This is a genomic window from Thalassoglobus sp., assembly GCF_048270125.1.
Classification (GTDB): domain Bacteria; phylum Planctomycetota; class Planctomycetia; order Planctomycetales; family Planctomycetaceae; genus Thalassoglobus.
Genome location: NZ_JBLWTN010000012.1, coordinates 117,624 through 140,279, shown reverse-complemented (window position 1 = coordinate 140,279; position 22,656 = coordinate 117,624). Strand labels below are relative to the sequence as shown.

General features: G+C 50.0%; 17 protein-coding genes. 2 read left to right on the top strand and 15 right to left on the bottom strand.

Annotation, left to right across the window (positions count from 1 at the left end; all coding sequences use genetic code 11):
- Nucleotides 1-246: 246 nt before the first annotated feature.
- The 12 genes from ACN0YR_RS14920 to ACN0YR_RS14865 all read right to left on the bottom strand — a co-directional run bounded on the left by ACN0YR_RS14920 (nt 247) and on the right by ACN0YR_RS14865 (nt 13,712).
- Nucleotides 247-2,136 carry a hypothetical protein gene (locus ACN0YR_RS14920; RefSeq protein ID WP_417850038.1) on the bottom strand — a complete coding sequence of 630 codons (1,890 nt, stop codon included), beginning with the start codon at nt 2,134-2,136 and terminating at the stop codon, nt 247-249.
- Between the two features lie 51 nt (nt 2,137-2,187).
- Nucleotides 2,188-3,057: a DUF1559 domain-containing protein gene (locus ACN0YR_RS14915; RefSeq protein ID WP_417850037.1), complete on the bottom strand. Its 870-nt coding sequence runs from the start codon at nt 3,055-3,057 to the stop codon at nt 2,188-2,190.
- 36 nt (nt 3,058-3,093) lie between these two features.
- Complete coding sequence (locus ACN0YR_RS14910) at nt 3,094-3,525, bottom strand: hypothetical protein (protein WP_417850036.1); 432 nt, start codon at nt 3,523-3,525, stop codon at nt 3,094-3,096.
- Nucleotides 3,522-4,100, bottom strand: coding sequence for a pilus assembly FimT family protein (locus tag ACN0YR_RS14905; RefSeq protein ID WP_417850035.1), 579 nt, complete (start codon nt 4,098-4,100; stop codon nt 3,522-3,524). The genes ACN0YR_RS14910 and ACN0YR_RS14905 overlap by 4 nt, the downstream gene beginning before the upstream one ends.
- On the bottom strand, nt 4,097-4,495 hold the full coding sequence (locus tag ACN0YR_RS14900) for a hypothetical protein (RefSeq protein WP_417850034.1): 399 nt from the start codon (nt 4,493-4,495) through the stop codon (nt 4,097-4,099). Before ACN0YR_RS14900 ends, ACN0YR_RS14905 begins: the two co-directional genes overlap by 4 nt.
- Nucleotides 4,492-6,147 carry a type II secretion system F family protein gene (locus ACN0YR_RS14895; RefSeq protein WP_417850033.1) on the bottom strand — a complete coding sequence of 552 codons (1,656 nt, stop codon included), beginning with the start codon at nt 6,145-6,147 and terminating at the stop codon, nt 4,492-4,494. The genes ACN0YR_RS14900 and ACN0YR_RS14895 overlap by 4 nt, the downstream gene beginning before the upstream one ends.
- 16 nt (nt 6,148-6,163) lie before the next feature.
- Nucleotides 6,164-7,192: a type II secretion system F family protein gene (locus ACN0YR_RS14890; RefSeq protein WP_417850032.1), complete on the bottom strand. Its 1,029-nt coding sequence runs from the start codon at nt 7,190-7,192 to the stop codon at nt 6,164-6,166.
- Between the two features lie 48 nt (nt 7,193-7,240).
- The gene (locus ACN0YR_RS14885; protein WP_417850031.1) at nt 7,241-8,290 is read right to left on the bottom strand and encodes a type II secretion system F family protein; all 1,050 of its coding nucleotides are present in this window, start codon (nt 8,288-8,290) and stop codon (nt 7,241-7,243) included.
- A gap of 405 nt (nt 8,291-8,695) precedes the next feature.
- Nucleotides 8,696-9,712, bottom strand: coding sequence for a CNNM domain-containing protein (locus ACN0YR_RS14880; protein ID WP_417850030.1), 1,017 nt, complete (start codon nt 9,710-9,712; stop codon nt 8,696-8,698).
- A gap of 283 nt (nt 9,713-9,995) precedes the next feature.
- On the bottom strand, nt 9,996-11,339 hold the full coding sequence (locus ACN0YR_RS14875) for a GspE/PulE family protein (RefSeq protein ID WP_417850029.1): 1,344 nt from the start codon (nt 11,337-11,339) through the stop codon (nt 9,996-9,998).
- Between the two features lie 250 nt (nt 11,340-11,589).
- Nucleotides 11,590-12,372 (bottom strand): dienelactone hydrolase family protein, encoded by a 783-nt coding sequence (locus ACN0YR_RS14870; RefSeq protein WP_417850028.1) that lies wholly within the window; start codon nt 12,370-12,372, stop codon nt 11,590-11,592.
- A 128-nt stretch (nt 12,373-12,500) separates the two neighbouring features.
- Nucleotides 12,501-13,712: a class I SAM-dependent rRNA methyltransferase gene (locus ACN0YR_RS14865; protein WP_417850027.1), complete on the bottom strand. Its 1,212-nt coding sequence runs from the start codon at nt 13,710-13,712 to the stop codon at nt 12,501-12,503.
- Between the two features lie 373 nt (nt 13,713-14,085).
- Here ACN0YR_RS14865 and ACN0YR_RS14860 point away from each other — a divergent pair, with 373 nt between their 5' ends.
- A complete protein-coding gene (locus ACN0YR_RS14860) occupies nt 14,086-17,127 on the top strand; it encodes a spermidine synthase (RefSeq protein WP_417850026.1) in 3,042 nt (1,013 codons plus the stop codon).
- Between the two features lie 65 nt (nt 17,128-17,192).
- Here the strand turns inward: ACN0YR_RS14860 and ACN0YR_RS14855 are convergent, their stop codons facing one another.
- Nucleotides 17,193-18,215, bottom strand: coding sequence for a polysaccharide deacetylase family protein (locus ACN0YR_RS14855; protein ID WP_417850025.1), 1,023 nt, complete (start codon nt 18,213-18,215; stop codon nt 17,193-17,195).
- Nucleotides 18,216-18,346: 131 nt separating this feature from the next.
- Between ACN0YR_RS14855 and ACN0YR_RS14850 the strand changes: the two genes are divergently transcribed.
- Nucleotides 18,347-19,903: a hypothetical protein gene (locus tag ACN0YR_RS14850; RefSeq protein WP_417850024.1), complete on the top strand. Its 1,557-nt coding sequence runs from the start codon at nt 18,347-18,349 to the stop codon at nt 19,901-19,903.
- A 148-nt stretch (nt 19,904-20,051) separates the two neighbouring features.
- Here ACN0YR_RS14850 and ACN0YR_RS14845 read toward each other — a convergent pair whose 3' ends face one another.
- Both ACN0YR_RS14845 and ACN0YR_RS14840 read right to left on the bottom strand, forming a co-directional pair.
- Nucleotides 20,052-21,053, bottom strand: a complete 1,002-nt coding sequence (locus tag ACN0YR_RS14845) for a Gfo/Idh/MocA family protein (RefSeq protein WP_417850023.1) — start codon at nt 21,051-21,053, stop codon at nt 20,052-20,054.
- A gap of 44 nt (nt 21,054-21,097) precedes the next feature.
- Entirely contained in the window at nt 21,098-22,633 is a 1,536-nt protein-coding gene (locus ACN0YR_RS14840; RefSeq protein ID WP_417850022.1) for a hypothetical protein, read from the bottom strand.
- Between the last annotated feature and the right edge of the window lie 23 nt (nt 22,634-22,656).

Here is a 22,656-nt window from a genome sequence, read left to right as displayed (position 1 = left end):
ATCACCCGAAAAGCAGGTCTGGTTGAGCCAAGCGCTTCACCAGGAGGCCAAACTCAAACCATCACTCCCAATAATCACCCCAACACCCCAAAAAACGATCTCCAAACCCACCCCGTGAGAAATGCGGGCTAGAGCAAGCTGGCCTATTCGAAAGATGCAGTCGCGTGCTTTACAGCAATGTACGTGCCCCGTTCGTGACAATGGTCCGGCTACGCTGCGTTGGTCATTCTTAATCTGTCGCTCGCCTTACGGATAATCGTACGAGAACAGAACAACGCCCTCTCGGTCGGGGAAATCTTTTGAGTCGAACTCAAAATCTGCAGGTGTCTTTGTCAGAACATACAGACGCACTCCCGAGCTATGCGACTTGAGCTTCCGCAGGTCGATCTCGTTTCCGAGTCCGAAACTACTCCCAACCATGGGCCGAATGAGTGTGCGGTACCGCTCGAAACCGATCAATTTTTCGTCTTCGGTTCCGTCTTCGTCAACCTGTCTCGGCCCGCCCCACATATTAAAATTCATGTTAAAATCGATAGGCTTTTGCAAGTACTGAGTGAGAACCGTTGGTTGCCTGCGTCGATCAAACTCCAGTAAGTTTTGCTTGATATCCAGTTCGTACACATTCCCACGAACAATTGCGATCGCGAAAATCGGAGCTTCATCGAAAGCTCCGGTGATGTCAAAAGAAAGTGACTGCAGCTTCAGGTCGTCTCCTCCGCTCCCAAGTATTCTTGGATTCGGACGAACAGTCCGGACACGCGCGCGATGGAGTAACGTTCGCTTTGTATCGGGCAGCATCTCAAACGAGGCGACGCCGCCAGTCCCCGAATGAAGCTCTCCCGGAACATATTCGGTTTCCTGTGTTGTCGAATATAAAACTCCGTTCCCCGCATGTGAAATTCCTTTATCTCCGGAATAGATATTCGCCAATACTGTCCATCCGGTCACATCAAAACTTCCCTCGCCTAATGAACGTGCAAGGAGAACCGATCTCGATCGATTTTCCGCTCGTCCCCCTACTTGCCCAAGCAAGCTGAACGTCAGAGCAAAAAAGCCAGTTGCTGCAAAGAAGAGAGCATAAAACCGCGTCACGTTCTTTTGCTGTGTCCCGATGATGTAACAACCGGGCCACAAGGTCGCCAGATAGGCAAAGACTGACAGATAAATTAACGGCCAAAACCGTTCGAATTTTGACAGTTCCATTAGTTCTCGAAACAGATCCCGATTTTTTGACCAAGAATGATTAATGCCCCCATACGGACCGTATTGGTTAGCTTTAGCTTGAAGAATCTCTTTCCTGAGCTTCTCATCTTCTGATGTCCAATCATCGTTGAAGATCTCCACACCTGCCTGAGTCATTGAAAACGATTCGGCTTTTTGGGGAATTTTCCGAACGTACCCCGAACCGATTCGAAACTGAGTCTGCTCAGAATTCAAAAATGCCAGTGCCATTGGAAAAACAGGATACTTTCCGTCGCGGTTATGCAAAATGTAAACTCGCCCCCCGAGAAATAACCAATCTTGAAAGGCCCGTGCACGTGCTCCCTGCCAGAAAGGGGGATGGTCAAGAATGATGCCGCGCAAGCTATCTGTTGAAGTCACCGAAGTCGGAAAACGCTCTTCAGACATCCGCCGGAAAACGGTGGTATCCTGAAGGACGGCATCGGAGTCGTAAACTAAAACAGTCGGTGACTCCCCTTTGAGCACCGGAGGAAGGTCGATCACATGATTCTTACCCGGCCCCCAACGAAGTACCCAATCTTCTAAATCATCAAGGACGTAAGGCGAGAGCTGAATCCAGCGAATTTCATCTCCTTGCAGCGAAACTTCCTGGACGATAGTCGCTCCAAATTGACGTTCTCCTCGCATTTTTCGTGAAAGCTGCAATTCCCCCTGCCAGGGAGTGCTGCTGATGTTTTTGAGTTGAATCCAAAGCGGAACAAACTCCTGCACTTTCACACGACCATCAAATCCCCAGGCCGTTTCCGCCACGACGAGCAAGTCCGGATCGGAACCCTGTGCGTACGCCGTCACTGGCAACAGCATGGACCACATGAACAGCCACCCCAACAGAACGACATGGAGTGCCATGCTTCTGGCCAATACGCGGGAGGTGTTGTTTTCATTTTGAATCATAAGATGACTTTTCAAGCACCTTCGTGTTCTCGCGCCAGTGAAAACCAACTATCAAAACTGCTCCAGTAAATTTCCATCGTGGCGGTTTCCAAGATTCAGCAGCACCTGTTTATCAGTTCGTTCTGAGATGAATTTCACAGCCCCATCGACGAAACAAAAATGTGAACCATCAGTATGCCAGCCCAGAAAACCGCCGACATGTTTATTGGGATCAATTTCTCCAGCTTCGATCATTTCATCCAGGTCAACTTCCGGAACCCCGTAGTAGTTCCGATCCAAAGTTCTCTCAAACATCGCTGAATCGAGTTGCGAATTCATTTTCGACATATTCCGTAGTGTCGATTTTGTGCCGTAAGCCCAACTGTCGATAGAGCGTACTTCTCCAACCATAATGGTGGCGTGCCGACCATCGGTCACGTCACGAAATCGAACCCTGCTGTTTAAGTACAGCACACCATTGTTATCCATGTCGATGGGTTGTTCCGTATCATTATAGCAGCCAGCGTAAGAATGATTTCCTGAAGGAGACGAAGGACACATGAATATCTGACTGGTCCGGGAAATCACTTCGTTGTTCGCCGGATCATAGATCGACTTTTCGAAATCAAGTTTCCGATACGCCAGATGCTCATCCATGTAGGGCAGAATTTGCGTCGTCCAACTGAAATGATAGCCCTTTCCAACGTTGTCAATCGGTCCTGTTGAATTGATTGTCCCAGGAGGCAACGTTTGATGTGTATGGTGATAGCTGTGCAGCGCCAATCCGATTTGCATCAGATTATTCTTACACTGCGCCCGCCGTGCTGTTTCACGAGCCTGCTGCACCGCGGGCAACAGCAATGCAATCAAAATTGAGATGATTGCGATGACAACCAGCAATTCAATCGCTGTGAAGCCTCGGTTTTTAAATTGGCGATTCATAGGGGATCTCATCGTATTAAACTGCATTGTGAGCGTTTACTCAGTCGATTCATTGCCGGACAAGTCAGACACATCCACCATTGCGCGAACTGTGGTTTGTGCTCGTTGCGGCACCCCGCTGGGGTACGTTGCGACAACTGTCACTTCATATTGATTTGAATTCGCAGGTTGAGCAGACATCCGTGCTTCACCCGATTCATTATTGAAAGTCACTTCCCAGACCTCTTCAAAGGAAGCAGGCTGCATGCGTAATTGTTGAGCCGCCCGCTCCAATGCAGAATCTGCAAGCAAGTTGGCCTGCAGTTTCCACTGCCGATTTTCGAACCGGCTCTGGCGTAATGAAGTAGTGCGAACCATTGAGAAGCAGATCGATGTGCTGATCAGAAGCAGGAGGATCGCCATGATCATGGCGACTCCTGACCGACGATTCGGAACCAGTTGAATTTGTTGAATACGTTTCGACTTCATTCTTCGTCTCCACTTTTCGTGACAGTGGATTGGAATTTGGTGGATTGGAATCTTAGTGAACGACCAAGCTGCAATAAAAAACGGATCGATGTGCCAACCGGAGTTCCAAGCACTGCTGTTCGAGTTTGAGGCTCACCTGGAAGAATCTTAGTGAGTAGCACTTCGAGTTGTTGAGGGCCGATTTTGTACTGAATTGCTGTATCAACAAAAGTGAACTCATCGGTTGAACGATGACGATCGCCATCAATGAATCGCGTCACCGTCTCCTGATTGATGCGATATGTGATCACCGGTCCACTCGCCGGGACCAGGTCGAACCCATTCTCACGTTGATCGAAACCCGTTGCTGACGAGACATCAATGCGGAGCTGATCTTCGAAGCGTTGCGCCGTCAACTCAAATGCGGAGGCCGAAGCGATCGAGGTGTCGAGTTCCATCAATACGGAAAACAGTGACGTCGCAACCAGCGTGACGATTCCCAACAGCGAAATGATGATCGACATTTCAATCAACGTCCAACCGTGACGACATTCGCGAGGGCTTTTCTCCGTCAGTCTTTTATCTGTCGGTCTCATTCCACTTCCTCCTGAGATTGCCAGTACGAAAGTGAAACAGGATTCCCCGGTTCGCCAAATCGATTTGTCCACTGAATGGAAACCGTCACCTGCTCCAGCGACTTCGGAGTCTCTGAAGATTTTTGAATACTCAATTGAGGATTGTCTAATCGTTTCTTCGCGTCGTCAGAGAGCTCTTTCACGTCGCTGCCCAATTGCAGCTCGGTGACAATGTTCTGAACTTCCCGCAGGGCAAATTCTCGATCTGCAATCCCCTGGTTGACCAGTGAGATACGAGCGACAAAGGGAATCAAGAATGTCATCACGACGGAAAGCAGGACTCCCGCCGTTAAAAATTCAACGGTCGTGGCAGCATGCCGAGTGGCGTGTCCGGGAATGTGAATCGTTCTTCTCATGAAAGTTCATTCAGCAACTTGACCAAGGGCATAAACATGGCAATGCAAAAGAATCCCACGAGTACTGCCAGGAAAATGATCATCAACGGGCGGATAAATTCGAGTGCCCAACTGGAACGGCTTCGACGTCGTTGTTGAATCGAATCCGCAATCGAAGTGAGCGCCCACCCCAGGTGACCGGACGTGGCTGCGTTGTCGATGGAATAGGCCTCGCGAGTATTCACGAACCCTTCATCATTGAGCGCCTGTCCGAGAGAATCTCCGAGCTCGATCCGGTTTTCGAGTCTTTCAAACCGGCGAGAGCGGGATAAATCGGGAGTCGCATGTGCCAGCGACTGCAAACTCGGCTGAAGTGGTACTCGTTGATCGGCAACATACCCAAGTCGCCGGAGTAACTGTGGCGTTTCGATTCTGGGGAACATTCGCAAAATGAAGTTCGGAACCCAATTTGAATTTTCCTGCGACATGAGCGCGACCGCCACAAACGGAAAGAACGGCAGGCAAATCAGAGGTCCAAGCAGGTACCAGTATGAAGCGACAATGTCTGAAAAATCAACAAGCAGTTGAGTCACTGCTGAAAGCTCAACTCCAAAATCTTCGAAGATCGCGTTGAATTTCGGAATAACCCAATACATCATAAAACCGATCATCTGTAAAAACATGGCAAAGACGATCACGACATAGAGCAAACCTGTATCAGTCAGAGAGCCGGCAACGTTTTTTCTTTCAAAATTCCGTGAATCGGCAGTGGCGATTTCACTTAGCACTGACGATAGATCTCCCTGCTCAGCTGCACTGTCGACCGCTCCGATCAAGTCATAAGAGAACAACTGGGGGTGGTGACTCATCGCTTTACTGAGTGACTGACCGTGGTTCAAAGATGCCGCTAGAATCCCCAGCCTTTCCACCAGAAAGAACAATCTGACACGACGGACCACATACGCAAACGCGATGAAAATTAAGATCACCATAAAATAGATGCCGAGGAACTGACTGAAAGAAAAGAGTAATCCGGCCAGAACAACGAGGACCAATGCTGTCAGTCCGAGAAAAACGTATCGCACAACGGAGTTCTGCTCCCTCCGGATCACCTGTTCGAGCGCCTGAACTTCAATCGCCAGATCAGATTGGTTTTTTGTTGCAATCGCAAAGGCCCACAAGAGTTGATTCAAGATATAGCTTTTTGAAAAATTTGCAGCACCAACAAAAATCAATGGGATAAACCCCACAAAGGCTAACAAGACCATTACTGGTAACGCGAACGGCAACAGAATAAAAAGGATCGCCGTTATTCGCGCCGTTGTCTCTTCTAAATCGCGACGAACCACTTCTTGAAGTGGCAGATCCGCTTGCTCAATATGCTTCGAGATTCGCCATGATTTCCAACCGAGAAACAGCAGGCCAACTCCTAACCCGAGCCGTGCTGTCGTAACGAAAACAAATCTGTAAGTGACTTCAGGTGTCCGGATTTCCTGAAAACCGAAATACAAAAAGAGAGCAGCGATCAGCCAGATGACCACGGAAAGAAGAGGGAGAGACTTCCGCGCGGCTTCGCGAGTTTGCGGGTCGAGACCGTTTCGGCGCAGAGAATCGGCGCGCAACATCATGAATGCGATGAAAGGTATCACAAGCAGGATAAGGAGCGGCTCCATAAACGAGTATCCCTTGTTAGCTGAGTTCGTTGATCAGTTGAATGAGGGGAAGGAACATGCCGATTACAACAGTACCTGTCACCAGTGCCACGCCAACGAAAACAACTGGCTCGGTGACGATGATAAGCCGCCCGGCTGAAACGCGTGCTTGCGAGCCATACACAATCGCCAATGAGCGGAGCCCCTCAGCAAATGTCTCAGGGTCATTCGACCAGCGAAATGCGTTCCTCAAAAAATGAGGAAGCCCTGGTAAATCTCGAGCGACCTCTTCCGGCGGAGCCCCTGATCGTAATTGATTCGAGAACTTGGTTGTCACTTCACTCATGTATGGATCGTGAACGGTCTGCGAGACAATCTGCATCGCTTCGTGCAACGGCATGCGGCACTCAACCAGAACCGCTAACCGCGAACAAAATTCTGAAGCCGCTGCCATCGCCTGGGCAGTTCCGATCCAAGGAAGAGAATGAAACAGGCGTGCCCGAAACGCTGCAAATGGAATCATCTTGCGAATGAGGAACAACACTACTAAACAGACAAAGACAACAAACACTGGCAGCCAAACTTTATTCGCGACATCCGCGGACTTAATGATCACCTCAGTCAGCAATGGAAGCTCCACGCCGAAGTCTAAAAAGATCTCTTTGAATTGTGGAACGATCAGTGCCAGAAACAATGAGACCGCAGTCATCGCAAAGAGAAGAACGATGGTGGGGTAGAGCAGACTGAAATAGAAGCTTTTCCAAAGGGTCCGAGACTGACGATTCGACGAAAGATACTCTTCCAGCAGTTGAGGAAGCCGGCCGGTCTGGGTTCCTGCGAGAACGATCTGCTGAAGATCAGCGGGAAGGCCAGGAGTCTTCGCGAGTGCTCCGTCCACCGAGGCACCGGTCTGCAATGCATCAGCAAGTTTGGTGAGACCTTCCCGGTCTTTACTCGAAGACATCTCACTTGCAGCGGCGCGCAAACCTGCAGCGATCATGAGCGGCGACAATACTGTGCGAGGCTCAGTCGGTTGCGGATCAGATGTCTCGTCCGGAGATTCCAAGTTCTACTCCATGAATGCGTATTGCTGGTATCCAAAATAAATACATGATCAGTTTTGGGCCATTTTTGACCATAGCTCGACCATCGGCCCGAAGACGCTCAACGAATACAGAAAGGTCACGCTTCCACCGACGACAACAACGCACATCGCTGGGACCACTTTGCTCAGCCAGATCGCCCGGCCTTGAGCCCGACTCTGATAAAATTCTGATGCATGCTTAAGAGCGGTTCCTAATTCAGAATCACGCTGGCCGGCTACCAGCAACCACTTCAAAAATGGTGGAAACGCAGCTTGCCCATTGAGCGAGTCTGAAATTTCCTCACCACGTTCAACATTGGTGGCGATTGCATATGTCTGCTGTTTCAAAGGTCCATCTGGAATCGATTCCGCAGTCAGCCGAAGTGCTTCGGGAAGTGGCACGCCGTAACTCACCAGCAGTGACAACAAATGGGAAAAATGAGCAACCGAAAAATCCCTCACGACCCCGGAGACGCCAGGCATCCAGAGAAGCCCTCCCAGAGGAGTCAGTCGACCAGTTCTGATGAGCCAGATTATCGAGGCGAAAAACGCCAACAATATGAAAACCAAAGCGAACCGCGGGACGGGAATGTTCATCAGTACAGACATCCAACGAGGAACTTCTGCATCGATTAGAACATGGAACTCCGCCAGCCTGGGAAGCATCCCGTTAATGACAATCAGGAACAACGCCATCGCCAGAAAGACGATAATCAACGGATAGACCAAGCCAATTTTCAGAGCCTGTCGCAATGCAATCTGCATTTGCGTCAGGTTGGTGATGTCTCGAAGTACCGATTCTGTTTCCCCGCATCGAAACCCGGCGACGAGAATTGCTCGAAACACTGGAGGCACGGATGCCTCATCGCGGAACGCTTCATAAATGCTGGCTCCCTGTTCGAGTCGATCTGCGATTTTGTGTGCAGCCGATTCCAAATTCGGAGAGAACCCTCCCGCAGCACTCCGAACCCCCATATCTAACGGGACGCCGGCAGCGACCATCGCCTGAATCTCACGACTCAAGGTGACAATCTCTTCCGGACGAAGTCTCTTCTGCTTTGGGGAAGACTTGTTGGGCATCGTATCCACATTCCGCGGCCTCTCGAGCCGCAAATTAAACTCGTTTCAAATTGAACCCGCTGCTCGAATGGAGAATGACAACGGGCAAGCGAAACTCAAACCGTTTGAACACTTTCGTACTTCTTGTGCCCGTGGAGAATGCTTTTCGTGTGGAAAATCGCATATCACCACGAGACAGGATATGTAAATTATTTTCAATAAGCCTCTAGAATTGATCCTGAAACCGGAGTCACCACTCTCAATCAGTGAGAGAATTGAGCATTCCACAAGTTTCCGGACTGGTTCTACATGTTCATGACAAGGACAGCAGGAATCTGACCTGATTACGAAGTGACCTGTCAGGGTGTTGGAATTTTCTGGAAATTGAATTCAATTCCTGCCCCTGCACTTCGAATCAGGATTTCCTCACCTCGCGCGGAATGCTGACTGGGTGAGTTCGGGACGATAGATCTGTTCCACGAGTCCGTTGCGCGACAAAATCCCCAAAGTATGGCTCTCGCCGGAGGCATCGGTTTTCTTGACGACTCCATAAATGGACTTGGAACGCTGCAATTGATGCAAAGCGACGAGTTTACTACTGAGGTGATCGATCACCGGCATTGAATGAATGACTGATTGTGGCTCATCGGACTGAAGTAATTCAGCCACAGGGACGTAGCCGTACCAGTCCTCGGGAGATTCGGCATGATGAACGACCACAGCTGAAATCCCGAACTTCCTTGCGAACTCCAGGATTTCTGTCTTCGAAGCAGAATTTGACAAGCCAAGAATCCGGGGGAGCGGCGTCATCGAAGTTCGCACGGACTGCGGTGTGAGTTGCAACAGACCGTTCGTCAGCCGGCTTTGGATATCTGTCAACACTCCTTCAGCATGCCCATGCTGCAACAGCTGTACAAGTCGGTTTCGACCAAGAACGATTTCTGCTGGTTGGTTTTTTTGCATGCTCAGATTTTCGAGCAGACGAGTCAGCAAGACGAGCGGAAAGCTGAGAATCAAAAACGCGCGAAAGAAGTACTGGAACCAGCGGATATCTTTTCGTAAGCGAGTGAGTGGCGTCAGATAATAAATGCTCTTCGGAAGCAGTTCACCGAACTGGAAAATAATCGGAGACATCAACAACGTGACAGCGATATCAATCTGCTCGTTCGTTGTGGTCAATATTAAAAGCGCGACCCATCCAATGGCCGCCGTGGTCAAATAGTTAGCGACATTATTCCCAATCAGACAGGTCGCCACAAAGTAAGCCGGGTTCTTTGAAAACCAGAGAAGCTGTTGTGCTCGCCGGTCACCAGCACGCGCATCGATATTCAGTCGCGGTAAACTGAGACGATAAAACCCCGTCTCCGAGCCACTGAAAAAAGCCGACAATCGGAGCCCAATGAGGAACAAAACGATCGCTGCCAAGACCTCTAAAAATTGCAACTCAATTCCTCCAGTGATGTGAAACCTTGTCGGAAGTCAGGAATTGCCTCAAAAGAGTTTTTCGATTTCTTGAGAATCAAGTTTCGCTGAAGCCTTCGCTTTACGTTTGTGATTCGTTCGTGGGTCATCAAAGGTTGGTAAGAGCAAAATCATTCGTGCAGCTTGCCGAGCTGCCGGTTCACTAACAACTCTTCATCTTCATGAATCTCTACTGGGATCACGGGAAGACAGAAAAATCTGTCGTCCCATGCAACAAAATGGTTCAGCTCGAACTCTCGAGAGATCAAGCGCGAAACGCCCGCTGAAGTTCTTCGAGAGACGTTTTTCCTTCGGCGACAAGTCGGATTCCATCGGACTGAAACGACTGCATCCCCGCTTCACGGGCTTTCTTACGCAGTGCAGCTGCATCTGCCCCGGCAAGGATGAGTTTCTTAATGTCGTCAGTCAGTTCGATCATCTCGATCAATCCGATGCGGCCACGGTAGCCTGTTCCACCGCAGTTGTCACAAACATCTTCCTCTTCGTCATCCTCTTCATCTAATCGCGGAGCGCGATAAAGTTTGCGGGTCTCTTTAGGAAGACCGACTTTGGAAAGGAGTTTCGGATTTGGACGGTATGCGTGGCGACATTTTCGACACAGCAAACGGACAAGTTTCTGACTGATCACCAACCGCAGCCCCGCGGTGACCAGTTTGGGATCTTTCGTTAGAGCGACAACGCGAGCGATTCCGTCAGCAGCATCTCTCGCAGGAATTTCTGAGATAAACGCCTGACTTGCCGCCCCTTCCAGGACCACTTTCATCTCTTCTGCAGAGTTGATTGGGTCAACAAAAAGGACATCAATATCGGAGCGAACTGTTCGTTTGATGGTCGCTTCGAGATCGTCCCCTTCATTCCATTTGAAATCCTGGATATGCGGCAAATCACGACCATGCATGTCGGCAATCGAGGCCAACGAGTACAGGTAAGGATCAATCCCTCGAATCATCGCGATTGTGAGGGTCGTCGTCCCGGACATCGGCATTCCGACAGCAAGCATCAGCCCGGTCTTGCTACTTCCAATCTCGCGAATTTTTTGTTGTAAATCGTCACTGAATCCCAAGTCGCTCGGCGTTTCGAGCTTCTCTTTCAGATTCTGAACCCGAACCAGCAATCGTTCGCCACCCGTCTTCACAGGGGAGACATCAATCCGGACTTCGTGGTCAACTTCGTCGAACTCAGCATTGATTCCCCCACTCTGCTTGGAAGTCTTATCTGTAATATCCAAACCAGCCAGAAGTTTCAGCATCTGGATGACAGCATTCGCTGCCTTGGGTGGCATTTTTGCCGCAGGATACGGAACTCCGTCGACCAGATAAGAGACCGCAGCCACTTTCCCTTTAGGCTCGACGCGGATCGTGTCCGCTCGACGTGCGAGTGCTTCGGAAATCAGTTTTTTCGCTGGAATCAACCCCGCCTGAACGAGACGTCCATTTGCAGAAAGATCGGGATTATTCTCATTCATAGCCCCTTTAAAGAGGATGAAGTCGAGTTCGTCTTCTTCTTCATCGTCATCATCGTCGTCGTGATCTCGCCCACCCTTACCAAATCCAAAAATCACCGGCAGCCGCTCCAACTTCAAAGACACGCAGAAAAAAGATCCGAACTGAATGCTCAAACTTTTCGTATCTGAGTATTGTGACAGGACTTGTACGAAATGCAAACGAATCCCCTTTCGTACCACACTGTCAGCGCGGAACGAAAGGGGCCACGGACTCAAAATTGTTCGTCAATCACGATTCGACAATCCCTAAAGAGTGATTCGCTCCAGAAAAACCTGCACAAGAGTCCGAAATCCAAGTCTTTCGGTCCGACTCCAGAGCGATTGTTAGAGACTCTTAGTTCTTCTTTGGAAAAAGTTCACCGAAGAAACTCTGCATCAGGCTCCAAGATCGTTTGTCCGCGTTCTCGTCGTACTTCAGATTTTCGATACCAAAGTCCCCTGCTTTCGGATTCGTAAATCCGTGACGTGCTCCTCCGTAGGAAACGAGTTGGTAGTCCGCATTGATAGCCTGCATTTCCTTTTCGAAGGTCTGAACTTGCTCCGCCGGAACAAATGAATCAGAGGCTCCGTGGCACACAAGGACACTGGAGTCAATTTTTTCAATTTCTTTGGGAGGAACAAGAGCACCATGGAAACTGACGACTCCCTTGAGTGGAGCATCGGCGTAGGCCAATTGCAGGACTGTCGAACCACCGAAGCAATAACCAACCGCAGCCATGTTTGCGGTATCAACATTGTCTTGCCTCTTGAGAACATCGAGTCCCGCTAGCGCGCGTTCTCTCCATGCCTGTGTGTTCTCACGAATCTTGCCAGCCCATTCCCCCGCCTGTGACGGATGAGTTGTCACTTGTCCTTTTCCGTACATGTCCAAAGCGAAAGCGACGTATCCCAACTTTGCCAGCTCCTTTGCTCGCAGTTCAGCATAGTCATTGAGCCCCCACCATTCATGAACAACCAGGACACCGGGGCGTTTGCCTTCGAATGAATCATCCCAGGCCAAAACACCTTCCAACTTTGCGTCGCCATGTTCGTAAGCAATCTTTTTTGTTTTCACCTCTGCATGAGAAACAGAAACGAGAAATGGAACAACGAACAACAAACTCAAAACGCGAAGCATGGGTCTCTCCAAACGTCAAAAATACGAAGGTTTCCAGCACTGAAAGTAACGCGCCGCGACAGAACGTCAACCGAACGCTCGCTTCGACAAGCGCTGCATGAAATCGTGGACTGTGAATGAGTTGGAAACTAGCTGCTCACCCGACAGATAAACGTCTTTAAGTAGGACGTTTCCAGACAACTTGAGATCACCGGATGATCGGGTGCTTGTCCACGCTCTTCCAGGATTTGTACTGTCTTGTTGGCGTCGAGTGCCGCACGAGCGACGACCTGCTCGAAGTCTTCGTGAGTAACATGCCCCGAACAACTGCACGTCATCAGAATTCCATTCGGATTCATCAATTCCATCGCCATGCGATTCATGCGAACATAGCCTTTGATCGCCCGGCTCAAGCCCCCGCGTGTTCGCGCCATTTTCGGTGGGTCCAGAATGATTAAGTCGAACCGTTTTTTCTCAGCGACAAGTTCTTCGAGTGCATCGAACGCATCGGCATGCTGAAACGTGATCTTTGCTGAAAGTTCATTCAGTTCGGCGTTCCCTTTTGCCAATTCCAATGCGGAGGCTGAAGAATCAATCGCATGAACATGTTGGCAACCTGGTTGCTTCGCTGCATTGAGAGCGAAGCTGCCGGTATAACAGCAAACATCTAACACATTTGCCCCATCGGCATAGCCAGCGAAGGCCTTGCGATTTTCCCGCTGATCAAAATAGAACCCCGTCTTCTGCCCTTCGACAAGATCGACGCCAAACTGCAAGCCGTTCTCTTCAATAAACAACGGACGCGGCGGTCTCTCTCCGGAAAGAAGTCCGTCGCTCACATCGAGACCTTCAAGCTCTTTGATCCCTTTTTCTGTACGCAGCCAAATCCCTTTTGGTGAAAGTTCAGCTTGCAAAATCTCAAGGATCTCTGCCTGATGTTTAATGAGAGCCGCACTGGTCCATTGCACCACCAGCCAGTCATCAACACGATCCACAGTTAAACCGGAGAGACCATCAGATTCGCTGAAAATGAGACGGCAGGCTTTCCACGCGGGACCGTCGCCGAAGAGCTTCCGACGAAGATCGATCGCAGCCTTGATTCTCCGTTCCCAAAATGGACGTTCTAAAAGTTGCTCTTCCTCCCAGGAATAGAGCCGTACCCGGATTTTACTTTGCGGATTATAGAGACCTCGCCCAATGAATTTTCCATCATTCGAAAGGACGACAACCTCAGCTCCGACATCGGGAGAGTTCGTGATCGTTTTAATCGCATTTGCGTACATCCATGGGTGACGGCTAAAAAACGGCAAAGCTTTTTTGGGCTTGAGCGTCACGACTGGATACGTCGATTCGGAAGTCATAAGAGCTGCTCTATGGTTCAGAGAATTCTTGAACTGATTCAAAAACCTGGAAACGACCTCTCAGAGACTGAGAAGATCCATCATTCCAGAGGTTTTCGGATAGGGATTTGTCAATAAATGGCCTCTCATCAGCATTTTCGAGGCGCAAACGGAAAGGATATCGTCTGAAGATGTTCGCTGCACTCAGTACCGCGCTTCGATTTCAGAAATGTGGAAAGCAGACTGCCCGGAGTCGACATTTTGTACAAATGACAGAATGACCTTGCTCCATTTTCGCGAAATGACGTAAATTCAAGGCCGGAGAGAGTCTGCAAGCCGTCTGCGTCTCTCATCATTCTGACTTTCCCACTCACCCAAGCTGGCAAGGATGCCGATGAATCGCTTGCGTGCATTCCTGAATATCGTCCGACCATTCCTCCCCATCACCACTCAGGTGGTTGCAGGAATGTGTGTCGGTCTTCTCTTTCTCACCGTCGTCACGCGATTACGCTTGTCACTCGGGCCAAGCCCTGAAGTGACCATCGCGACGATTTTGACATTTGGCTTGTCTGCCTTAGCATGTGTCTCATTCTTTCGAGGGCAAGGCCGACTGATCACAACAATCGCATTCTGGTCACTTCCGATCTGGACTCTCTTTCAGCCCGTCGTCCTTGAATTTTCATTGGGATCAATCCGGCAATTTGAAGTTTCACAACTGGCGTCCCGAACCACCGAATTCGGAATTACCTTCGCCATTGTGATGGCTTCACTGTTTCCAATGGCCTGTGCGTCAACAGTTTTATTCACACAAAAAACGATACATCGCTCTGGATTCCTCACCGGAATCGGACTCTCACTGGTCTTGGTCCCGTCACTCCTCGGCTTCGCAATCTCTCCGAATGTCGCGATGTGGCTGGCGATTTCGGGAACGATCCTCGCCGGAGCCCTGGCATATTACTCTCAGCAATTCGCAATAAACTCGACAACCCTACCCCCAACGTCAACATCAACCGATGCCCCGCCGCGCCGAGTGGTGAGTCTCGAAATCCTCTTCGCAGCCAGTCTCGGATTCGCCTTTGCGATTGCCGCATTCATCTGCTCTCAAATTGTCCTGAACAATCTGATTTCAGAATTCTCCTTCGCCGGGAGTTTCCTGCTTGGAATTGCTTGCGGTGGACTGATCCCGCGCACAGTCTCGCCAGCGACGAAATGGTTCTCACTGGCAACATGGGGAGCACTTACCGTGCTTCTGTTTCCACTTGTCACGTATTTGCTCGTGCTGGAGACCGCATCCATCTCTCACACATACCTACTGTTCCTTTCGCGAACCGCATTACTGATGCTGTTGAGCTTCCCGATTGGAGTCCTGCTCAGAACCGCACCAGCTCTTCATGAATCGACTTCCGGCGTAATGAGTCGTCAGATTCTTGCATTTTCAGCGGGCCTTTGCGTTGCCCTGTGGAGCGGAATCACGGTCACGACTGCCGTTGGAATTCTTCTCGTTGCAACGTTCATCATTGCTGGTGGACTGTTATTGCTGCTGGGACAACTTCCCAAAACCTGGATTCAACAAATCGGACTCGCGTCACTCGGATGCCTTGTCGCTGCAGGGTTCCTGCTGACTCCACAACTGAACATGGCTTACCCTGAAAAATTGGTCTACTCAGGAAATGCTTTCTCCGCACTTCGAAACGGTGTGGAATTTTCGAAGTTGCACTGGATGGACGATGGACGGTTGTCCCACAAGTTCGAAAATCTGGAAAGCCGCTGGAGCTTCTGGAAACATCGCGGTTCGCAGTTGATGATTCGAAAAGATGGCCTCGTCGCCGAACTGCATTCCACGAACTCTGCAACCTGTCCCAAGAGTGCAGCGGAGGTGATTCCCGGACTCTTTTCGCTGGTCGCACATCCTCAGGTCGAGCATGTGCTTGTACTGGGAATGCACACGACGACTCTGCAAACTTGCGAGGCCTACCCGCTTCGATCCGTTACGGTCGTCGATGGCGTCCCATTTCTGGACAAAGTTCGTGACTCGCTCAAATCAGAATGGGCTGACGATTTCGAAGTTCAATTCATCAATGCAGAGTTGCAGTTCGCAGTGAAAGCACGTCACGCACAAACGTACGATGCCATCATCGCCCCCGAAACAATGAGTGCGACAACCGCAGGTGCTGGTCAATTTACACAAACTTTTTATCAGGATGTCAAACGACTCCTTTCCCAAAAAGGCATCTTCTGCCAACGATTGGCTTACTACGATCTCGGTCCAGAGATCATCCAGAAGACCGTCGCGACTTTGAAATCCGTCTTCCCACAAACGCTGATCCTTGAGTCAGTCCCCGGCGAAATCCTTTTGGTTGGATCGCTACAAACCGAGCCAATCATCTCTCCAGAATTCGTCGACCGCATTCAGAATCCACAAGCTCGCTTTCTGCTCTCAGAGATCGGTTGGGACTGGTCGATACCCGTAACACGAGGCACATTGAACGATGCAGCGGTCGTCAAATGGCTCCCTGAGAAGACAACTCCGTTCTCGCCTCAGTACCCCGGGCTCGCTTTTCAAATTCCCGTTGAAGTGGCACGTTGGGCACCGAAATCCCAACAGACACGCATCGCACTTTCCAAGTACGGCAAAACATTCGGCGGTTACCTTGAAGATGACGAAAGCCTCGATATCGCTCAGCGACTAGAAGATGTTCAGATCGCTCACAAGCTCATTGACGCCAACCCGGATAACATCTGGGGGTACCGCGCCGCGATCAAGAAGCAACTTCTGGATCGTCCTCGTTCAAAAATCATGCAGGTTAAACACGAAGGCCTAAAACGCCGCCTTCATCCCGATGATCAGCGAAGAAAAGACTACATCGAAACCTTAGGGAAACTTGCTAAAGCAAAAACGATAACGCCCGAAATGGTCGATGAACTGATCAAGTACATTCATCCCTTCGATCCCCTGCTCGGGACGTTTGTCAGCCACGAAGCGATCCAGTACCTTCGCAAAGTGGATCAACCAACTGATCTGGCTCAACTGAACAACTTGCTTTTCACCATCTACTACTCAACTCCGACCGATCAATCGGTCAGGAATGTTTGCGAGGCGATCCACATCATTTGTGAACATCCAGAAAGTGTCGCCACAGACGATGCTCGCTGGGATCAGTTAAATGGACTTGTGGAAATTTTACGGTATCGCTGGAACATCCGCTGGCAGAACACCGAAAAAATCTCCAAGTTTGAAACCATCGACACCGAGCGATCTCTCGCAGCCTGTGAACTCGCACTCGAAACCATGGGTGAACTTGCTCCTGCAGCAGGATTGAGCGAGAGCGACTGGAACACACGCAACGAGATTCTCAACGAATACGTCGTACGTCGTCTGAAACAACATCGCAGCAAGCAACTCCGGCAGTACCGATTGCCCCCACCGACTCAGTAAGTGATGCGAAGTCCTTCAAAGGGTGTGCGCTGCTGAGTAATGCAGACTTAGCTTCCCACTCAGAGCTACTTCTTCGCGAAGAGTTGGGGAAGTTTGGCGATGGAGCGGAAGAGATTTCGGTGAACTCGTTTTTCGACCGGCATTCGCTTGAGATCATACGGATCAAAGCCAGACGTCGGACAGTAGCCACCGTAGAAGCTGAAGCCCCATTCATAACCTGCTTCTGCAAGAATCTGTTTTGTCTCTTCGGTAAATGAATCGGGCTGCCCGACCGGGTAGCTGAACGCAGAAACTGGTTCATCCAATTCCTGCTCAATCCGTAGTTTTGACTGTTTGATCTCGTGTCGTTGCTGCTCGGTTGAACAGTTTGCAAGGACTGGATGCGTCACCGTATGTCCGCCGATGTCCATCCCGGATCGCCTCATCTCGCGCACCATTTCCCAAGACATCCAAATCGTATCCACAACATCTTCCGGACACCGCCCAGTCCCGGTAATCTCTCCTAGCTGCGTCAGGTAATCGGCCGCCTCAGTTTCGGGTATGGATTTCAACTTCAAGAGAAGCTGACAAATTGCCTCAGCGATGGCAGGCTCACTCTTCAATGGGAACGGCTCTTCGAAATGCTCTTTCCATTGGAGACTGGACAGCTTGCATGTGCGAACCATCCACGCGACTTCGTCCCACCAGGCAATGGGATGATCGTCGAGAAATCCGCTCGCGATAAAAAAGAGAGCCGACGCCTTGTGCTCTTTCAATACGGGAAACGCCACTTCGTAGTTATCGAGATACCCGTCATCAAATGTGATCATCACAGCCTGGCTTGAAGAGTCATGCAAAACCCTCGGCAGATCTTCAACACCAACGATATCAAAGTTCCGCTTCAGGAACCGAACCTGTTGATCGAACTCATCCTGCGAGGCACTGAAAATTGCCCGATCGAGGAACGATTCTTTAGCGTTGCCAATGCGGTGATAATTAAAGACGACCAACCCATTCCAACGTCCTACCGTTGCAGAGAGCAACGAGCCGGTCCCGGTCCGCTCGAGCGTATTTGCAAGTAGATCGCGTGTGCCAGTCGTCGTGACCATGAATTACCACCAATGTCTTACCCTGAGAATCCTGCAGCCTTTCACAACACTAGTCTCCCCACACTCCGATGCAGTCCATACACACAAAGAGTCCTCTTTTCCAATTTGACTGTCTCACCTAAAATCAGGTTATGACGATTAAAACACTTATCATACGCTCCATCGGGACACTTTTCGTTATCTCAGGCCTCGCTAGTGGAGCGACTGTCCGAGCAGAGAGTCCTCACCTTGCACTCCTCAAGGAGCAGTACAAAGAGGCGCACGCCAACTTCGCTCAGGAAATGATGCAACTTGCGGAGTTCTGCCGTGCGAACAGTTTCTTCAGCGATGCCGACGAAATTATCAAGCGAGCTTCTCCCTCAGACGAAGGGTTGATCGACTACGACGATTTGCCGACCTCTGTCCTTCCGGATCTTCCGAAGACTCTCGGTCCAGCCGAGACTCAATGGCGTGTCCAATTACGCAAAATCGAAGAGGATTACTCTCTTCAACTGTATCGTCTGGCACTTCAGGCAATTCAAAAACGTCACGCAAGTTTTGCTTATCAGTTGGTCCGTGAACTCGTTTACCACAATCCCGATCATCGACAGGGGCGAAAGCTTCTCGGATATGCCCGAGATGGCGAAGACTGGTCGACACCCTTTTCGAAAACGATGCGCACACGCGGTTTTGTCGACCATCCTCAATTCGGCTGGATTCACAAGAACAATGTCGACAAATATTTACAGGGACAACGACTGTTTGAAGGTCGATGGATGACGGCCGCCAAAGAAGCGGCCCTTCGCAAAGATTTTCGCAAAGGCTGGGAAGTTGAAACTGAGCACTTCCACATCAAAACAAATTTGTCGCAAGAAAAGGCTGTCGAAATCAGCCGGCAGTTAGAAACTTTCCATCAATTCTTTATGCGAGAGTTCGCTGCGTTTTTCCAAACCTCTGACCAAATGAAGAAACTCTTCGGCGGAGGAGCGGTTTCTCGCGGTCGGCTGCAGGATCGGCATCGAATCTATTACTACTCGAATCGAGAAGAGTTCGTCCAGGAACTTCAGAACAGAAATCAGTCCACCCAAATCGCGACAGGTTTCTACCTTCCTCAGGCGCGGCTTTCATTCTTTTACTACGACGATGACCCCGAGCAGGCCGAGCCCAATCAGGAAACCATGTTCCATGAAGTGACTCACCAAATCCTCGGGGAAAGCGGGCGGCGACTTGTCGATGTCGGTGAACACAACAACTTCTGGGTCATTGAAGGATTTGCCTGTTATCTGGAATCGTTCGAAATCGAAACCGTCAAATCCGATTCACCTTCGGGGCAAGAATCGAAAGTCAAAATCAGTACCGGAGACCCGACTCACCCGCGTATCTACTGGGCGAAAAGAATTGTCACCGCCGACGATTTTTACATCCCGATGAGGCAATTCATGAGCCTCGGAAAGCGGCAGTTTCAAAGACCTCCAGAAAACCACACACTTCACGAATACTACAGCCAGGCGACCGGTCTGGTTCACTTCTTTATGCATTACCAGGATGGCCTGTATCGGGACGCATTCATTGAATACTTGTCACAAGTTTACAGCCCCATCGACCGAGTCCGCTACAACCCCGACAGCCTCGAAACCCTCACCGAAGTCCCCTTCGGAACACTCGACATGCAATACCTCGACTACCTGAAATCATTGAAAACACAGTGATAAGACACAACGACAAGACGGCGTTAATACACATGCAGCACTGAGACAAAGCACACTGGGCTTTTCAACAAAAACAAAATGGGCCCAAAATAAAAATAGCCCCCGATCAATGACCGGGGGCTAGAGCAGTTTGCTCTACTGTTTCTGACTATTTCCCGCCAGCTTTTTTCATGACATCTTTGATCAAGACTGGTTTGCCGCCTTGGCGTTTGCTTTCGTCGGCAGCTTCCATGAAGGCGTAAATCTGAAGAGTCTCTTCTTTGGAAACAGGTGCTTTGCCAGTTTTGAAGAAGGTCACGATTTCTTTCAGAAGCGGAGCATAACCAGCGTACGGTCCGATGACTTGTGTCCCTTTGGTACCGAAGGCGGTTCCGCCGTATCCACGCTTACCAGCTCGAAGACCTCGGAAAGTTCCAATGCGGCCGTCACTCCACTTTCCAACAACAACATCGTAGTCGTCAGTCGACATGCGAACGACTTCTTCACAACCGGGCCCCATTACGGTGAAGAGTGCTTCGACACCATGAATCCCGTACCAGAAGAGATCGGGATGAGTTTTTTCCAATGACGCAGGGCTGTACGTATCTGCTCCGGTCACTTCTCCGATGGAACCGTTACGAACTTCCTGACCACCTTTGATGTAGCGAAGCGAAGAGGCTGAGAAAACCGGCACGCCGGCAGCTTCTGCTTCGGCAAAGATAGTGATCGCATCACTCAACGACCCAGCAATCGGTTTATCAATAAAAACTGGGATCCCAGCTTTGAGCGCCGGTCGAATTTGTTCCAGATGTGGTCGACCATCATTCGACTCCAACAGAACTGCGTCAACTTTTTTGACCAATTCCGGAATTGAATCAACGATTTCAATCCCCATGTCCTGAAACTGCTTCGTGTACTGAGGAACGCGGCTGGTGCTTGATTCAATGTCTGCACTTCCTTGCGGGTAAGCAGCCACAACCTTGCAACCAGGAACATAACCAGAGGCATCTTTATCGTTGAGCAATTTTGCGAAAGCAGGTGCGTGCGAGGTATCGAGACCGATAACTCCCACGCGAATCACTTTGGCATCTTCAGCTTGTGTCGATGCTGCAGAGCCATTAACTAAGAGAGCCAGCAGGGCCAAGCCTGCGATTCGTCGAGAAAAGTTCATGTCGATTCTTTCAAAATTCATTGAGTTCTAGAGGTTACGTGATTTCAAATGCGAATGAAAATTCGCTGACGGTAAAGCCATAAACAAAATAGCCAAATGACAAGGAAGACCGAAGTCGCCACCGTCACTGGTGCAAACATTTCTTGAAGTTGTTCCGGAGAATACTCTGAACCGGTAACACTTTGCACCAGTACAAAGAATTTATCGATCACAAACGAAAAGTGTTTCTTGACGATCTCGCGAGAGATCCAGGAACGCAAGAGCTGTCCGACCATGTAAACAAAAATCGAGTTCATTCCAACGATAACAAGTGGGAACGCCAATTTCTTCAACGGCCACAAATCGAACAGCAAATAAAAGAGTGCATACAGTCCGATGACGTAGCCACCGCTGAAAAGAACCCAGGCCGGTGTCCAGATTCGCTTCACAATGGGATTACATGTCGCCCCCGCCGCAACGCCGAGTCCTGTACACAACAAAGCTGCCAGAAGCAGCCATAAGAAAGTCTTCCCGTTTCGTGGAGCGATCAAGACAAACTGGCCGAGAAAGACTCCCAGCAACATCGTCGCCATCGACGGAACAAAGTTCAGCGTCGTATATCCACCCCGATTGAATCGATGGGGGATCTCTTCAGGATTGTCTCTCTCTGGACGTGGAAATTGATTTAAAAACCAGAGGTCGAATTCATGAAAGACATTCCAGTTCTTCGACCACTGCCGATACGGCTCAGCAAAGATTTCACCTCGTTCGTAGCTTGCATTGACCTCTTCTGGAACAAACTCTTGAGAAAGCGGAACGAACTGCCCTGCGAGTGTCGTCCCGATCAGAATCACGACGAAGGCACTGATCTGAGCCCAACGTGGGAACCCCAACATCAGGTACACAAAGAAGTAGCCCAATCCGATTTGCCCTAGAACATTCGTAAACATCCAGTTCGTCGAATCGTTTCCTTGTGAATACAAAAAGACCGCCAGCAACACGAGTACAACAGCCCGCAGAAACGCATGAATCGTTCGCGTCAATGCAGATTGCCCGGAACTTTCTCGACGTGCATACGAAAACGGCATCGCCATGCCAACCATGAACATGAATGCAGGCTGGATCAAATCCCAGAAGGAGACTTTCCATTTCAGCCAGGCGTTACCGACGGTGGCATCAGTACTCCCTGGCACAAAACAGCTCTGCCAAGGGGGATGCTCAAAGTGAAATGCGATCTGCTCGAACGTTTCCCGGTTCAGGATATTCCAGAGCTCACTCGATTCATCGGTTGTGGAAAGTTTGTAGAGCCCGAATCCATTCGCTGCGAGCATCACCATGATGAAGCCGCGAAACGCATCGAGCGAAACCAGTCGTCCGAGAGCTTTCTCTGTTTTGGCAGGCTCCTCCTTTTTCCGCTTCTCGTCTTTTTGCGACGATGCTGGAGCCGATTTATCTTCCGAGTTCGGTTTCAAGCGGTAGGTCATTGGGATGTGCCCAAGCGGAGGAAGGTGGAGGAATGCATCCTGATTGTCAATGAGTCTCCCGGAAGAGGCAACCATCCCAGCGGAAAAAATCGAGACTGCGCCATAAGAAACTCTCACATTCCTGCTCGAACCTTTTTGAA

Coding starts and splice junctions, on each gene's coding strand:
- ACN0YR_RS14900 (WP_417850034.1), bottom strand. CDS start 4,495: ATGAGAAGAACGATTCACATTCCCGGACACGCCACTCGGCATGCTGCC.
- ACN0YR_RS14860 (WP_417850026.1), top strand. CDS start 14,086: ATGAATCGCTTGCGTGCATTCCTGAATATCGTCCGACCATTCCTCCCC.
- ACN0YR_RS14850 (WP_417850024.1), top strand. CDS start 18,347: ATGACGATTAAAACACTTATCATACGCTCCATCGGGACACTTTTCGTT.
- ACN0YR_RS14845 (WP_417850023.1), bottom strand. CDS start 21,053: ATGAACTTTTCTCGACGAATCGCAGGCTTGGCCCTGCTGGCTCTCTTA.
- ACN0YR_RS14920 (WP_417850038.1), bottom strand. CDS start 2,136: ATGATTCAAAATGAAAACAACACCTCCCGCGTATTGGCCAGAAGCATG.
- ACN0YR_RS14885 (WP_417850031.1), bottom strand. CDS start 8,290: ATGCCCAACAAGTCTTCCCCAAAGCAGAAGAGACTTCGTCCGGAAGAG.
- ACN0YR_RS14895 (WP_417850033.1), bottom strand. CDS start 6,147: ATGGAGCCGCTCCTTATCCTGCTTGTGATACCTTTCATCGCATTCATG.
- ACN0YR_RS14910 (WP_417850036.1), bottom strand. CDS start 3,525: ATGAAGTCGAAACGTATTCAACAAATTCAACTGGTTCCGAATCGTCGG.
- ACN0YR_RS14905 (WP_417850035.1), bottom strand. CDS start 4,100: ATGAGACCGACAGATAAAAGACTGACGGAGAAAAGCCCTCGCGAATGT.
- ACN0YR_RS14865 (WP_417850027.1), bottom strand. CDS start 13,712: ATGACTTCCGAATCGACGTATCCAGTCGTGACGCTCAAGCCCAAAAAA.
- ACN0YR_RS14855 (WP_417850025.1), bottom strand. CDS start 18,215: ATGGTCACGACGACTGGCACACGCGATCTACTTGCAAATACGCTCGAG.
- ACN0YR_RS14870 (WP_417850028.1), bottom strand. CDS start 12,372: ATGCTTCGCGTTTTGAGTTTGTTGTTCGTTGTTCCATTTCTCGTTTCT.
- ACN0YR_RS14915 (WP_417850037.1), bottom strand. CDS start 3,057: ATGAATCGCCAATTTAAAAACCGAGGCTTCACAGCGATTGAATTGCTG.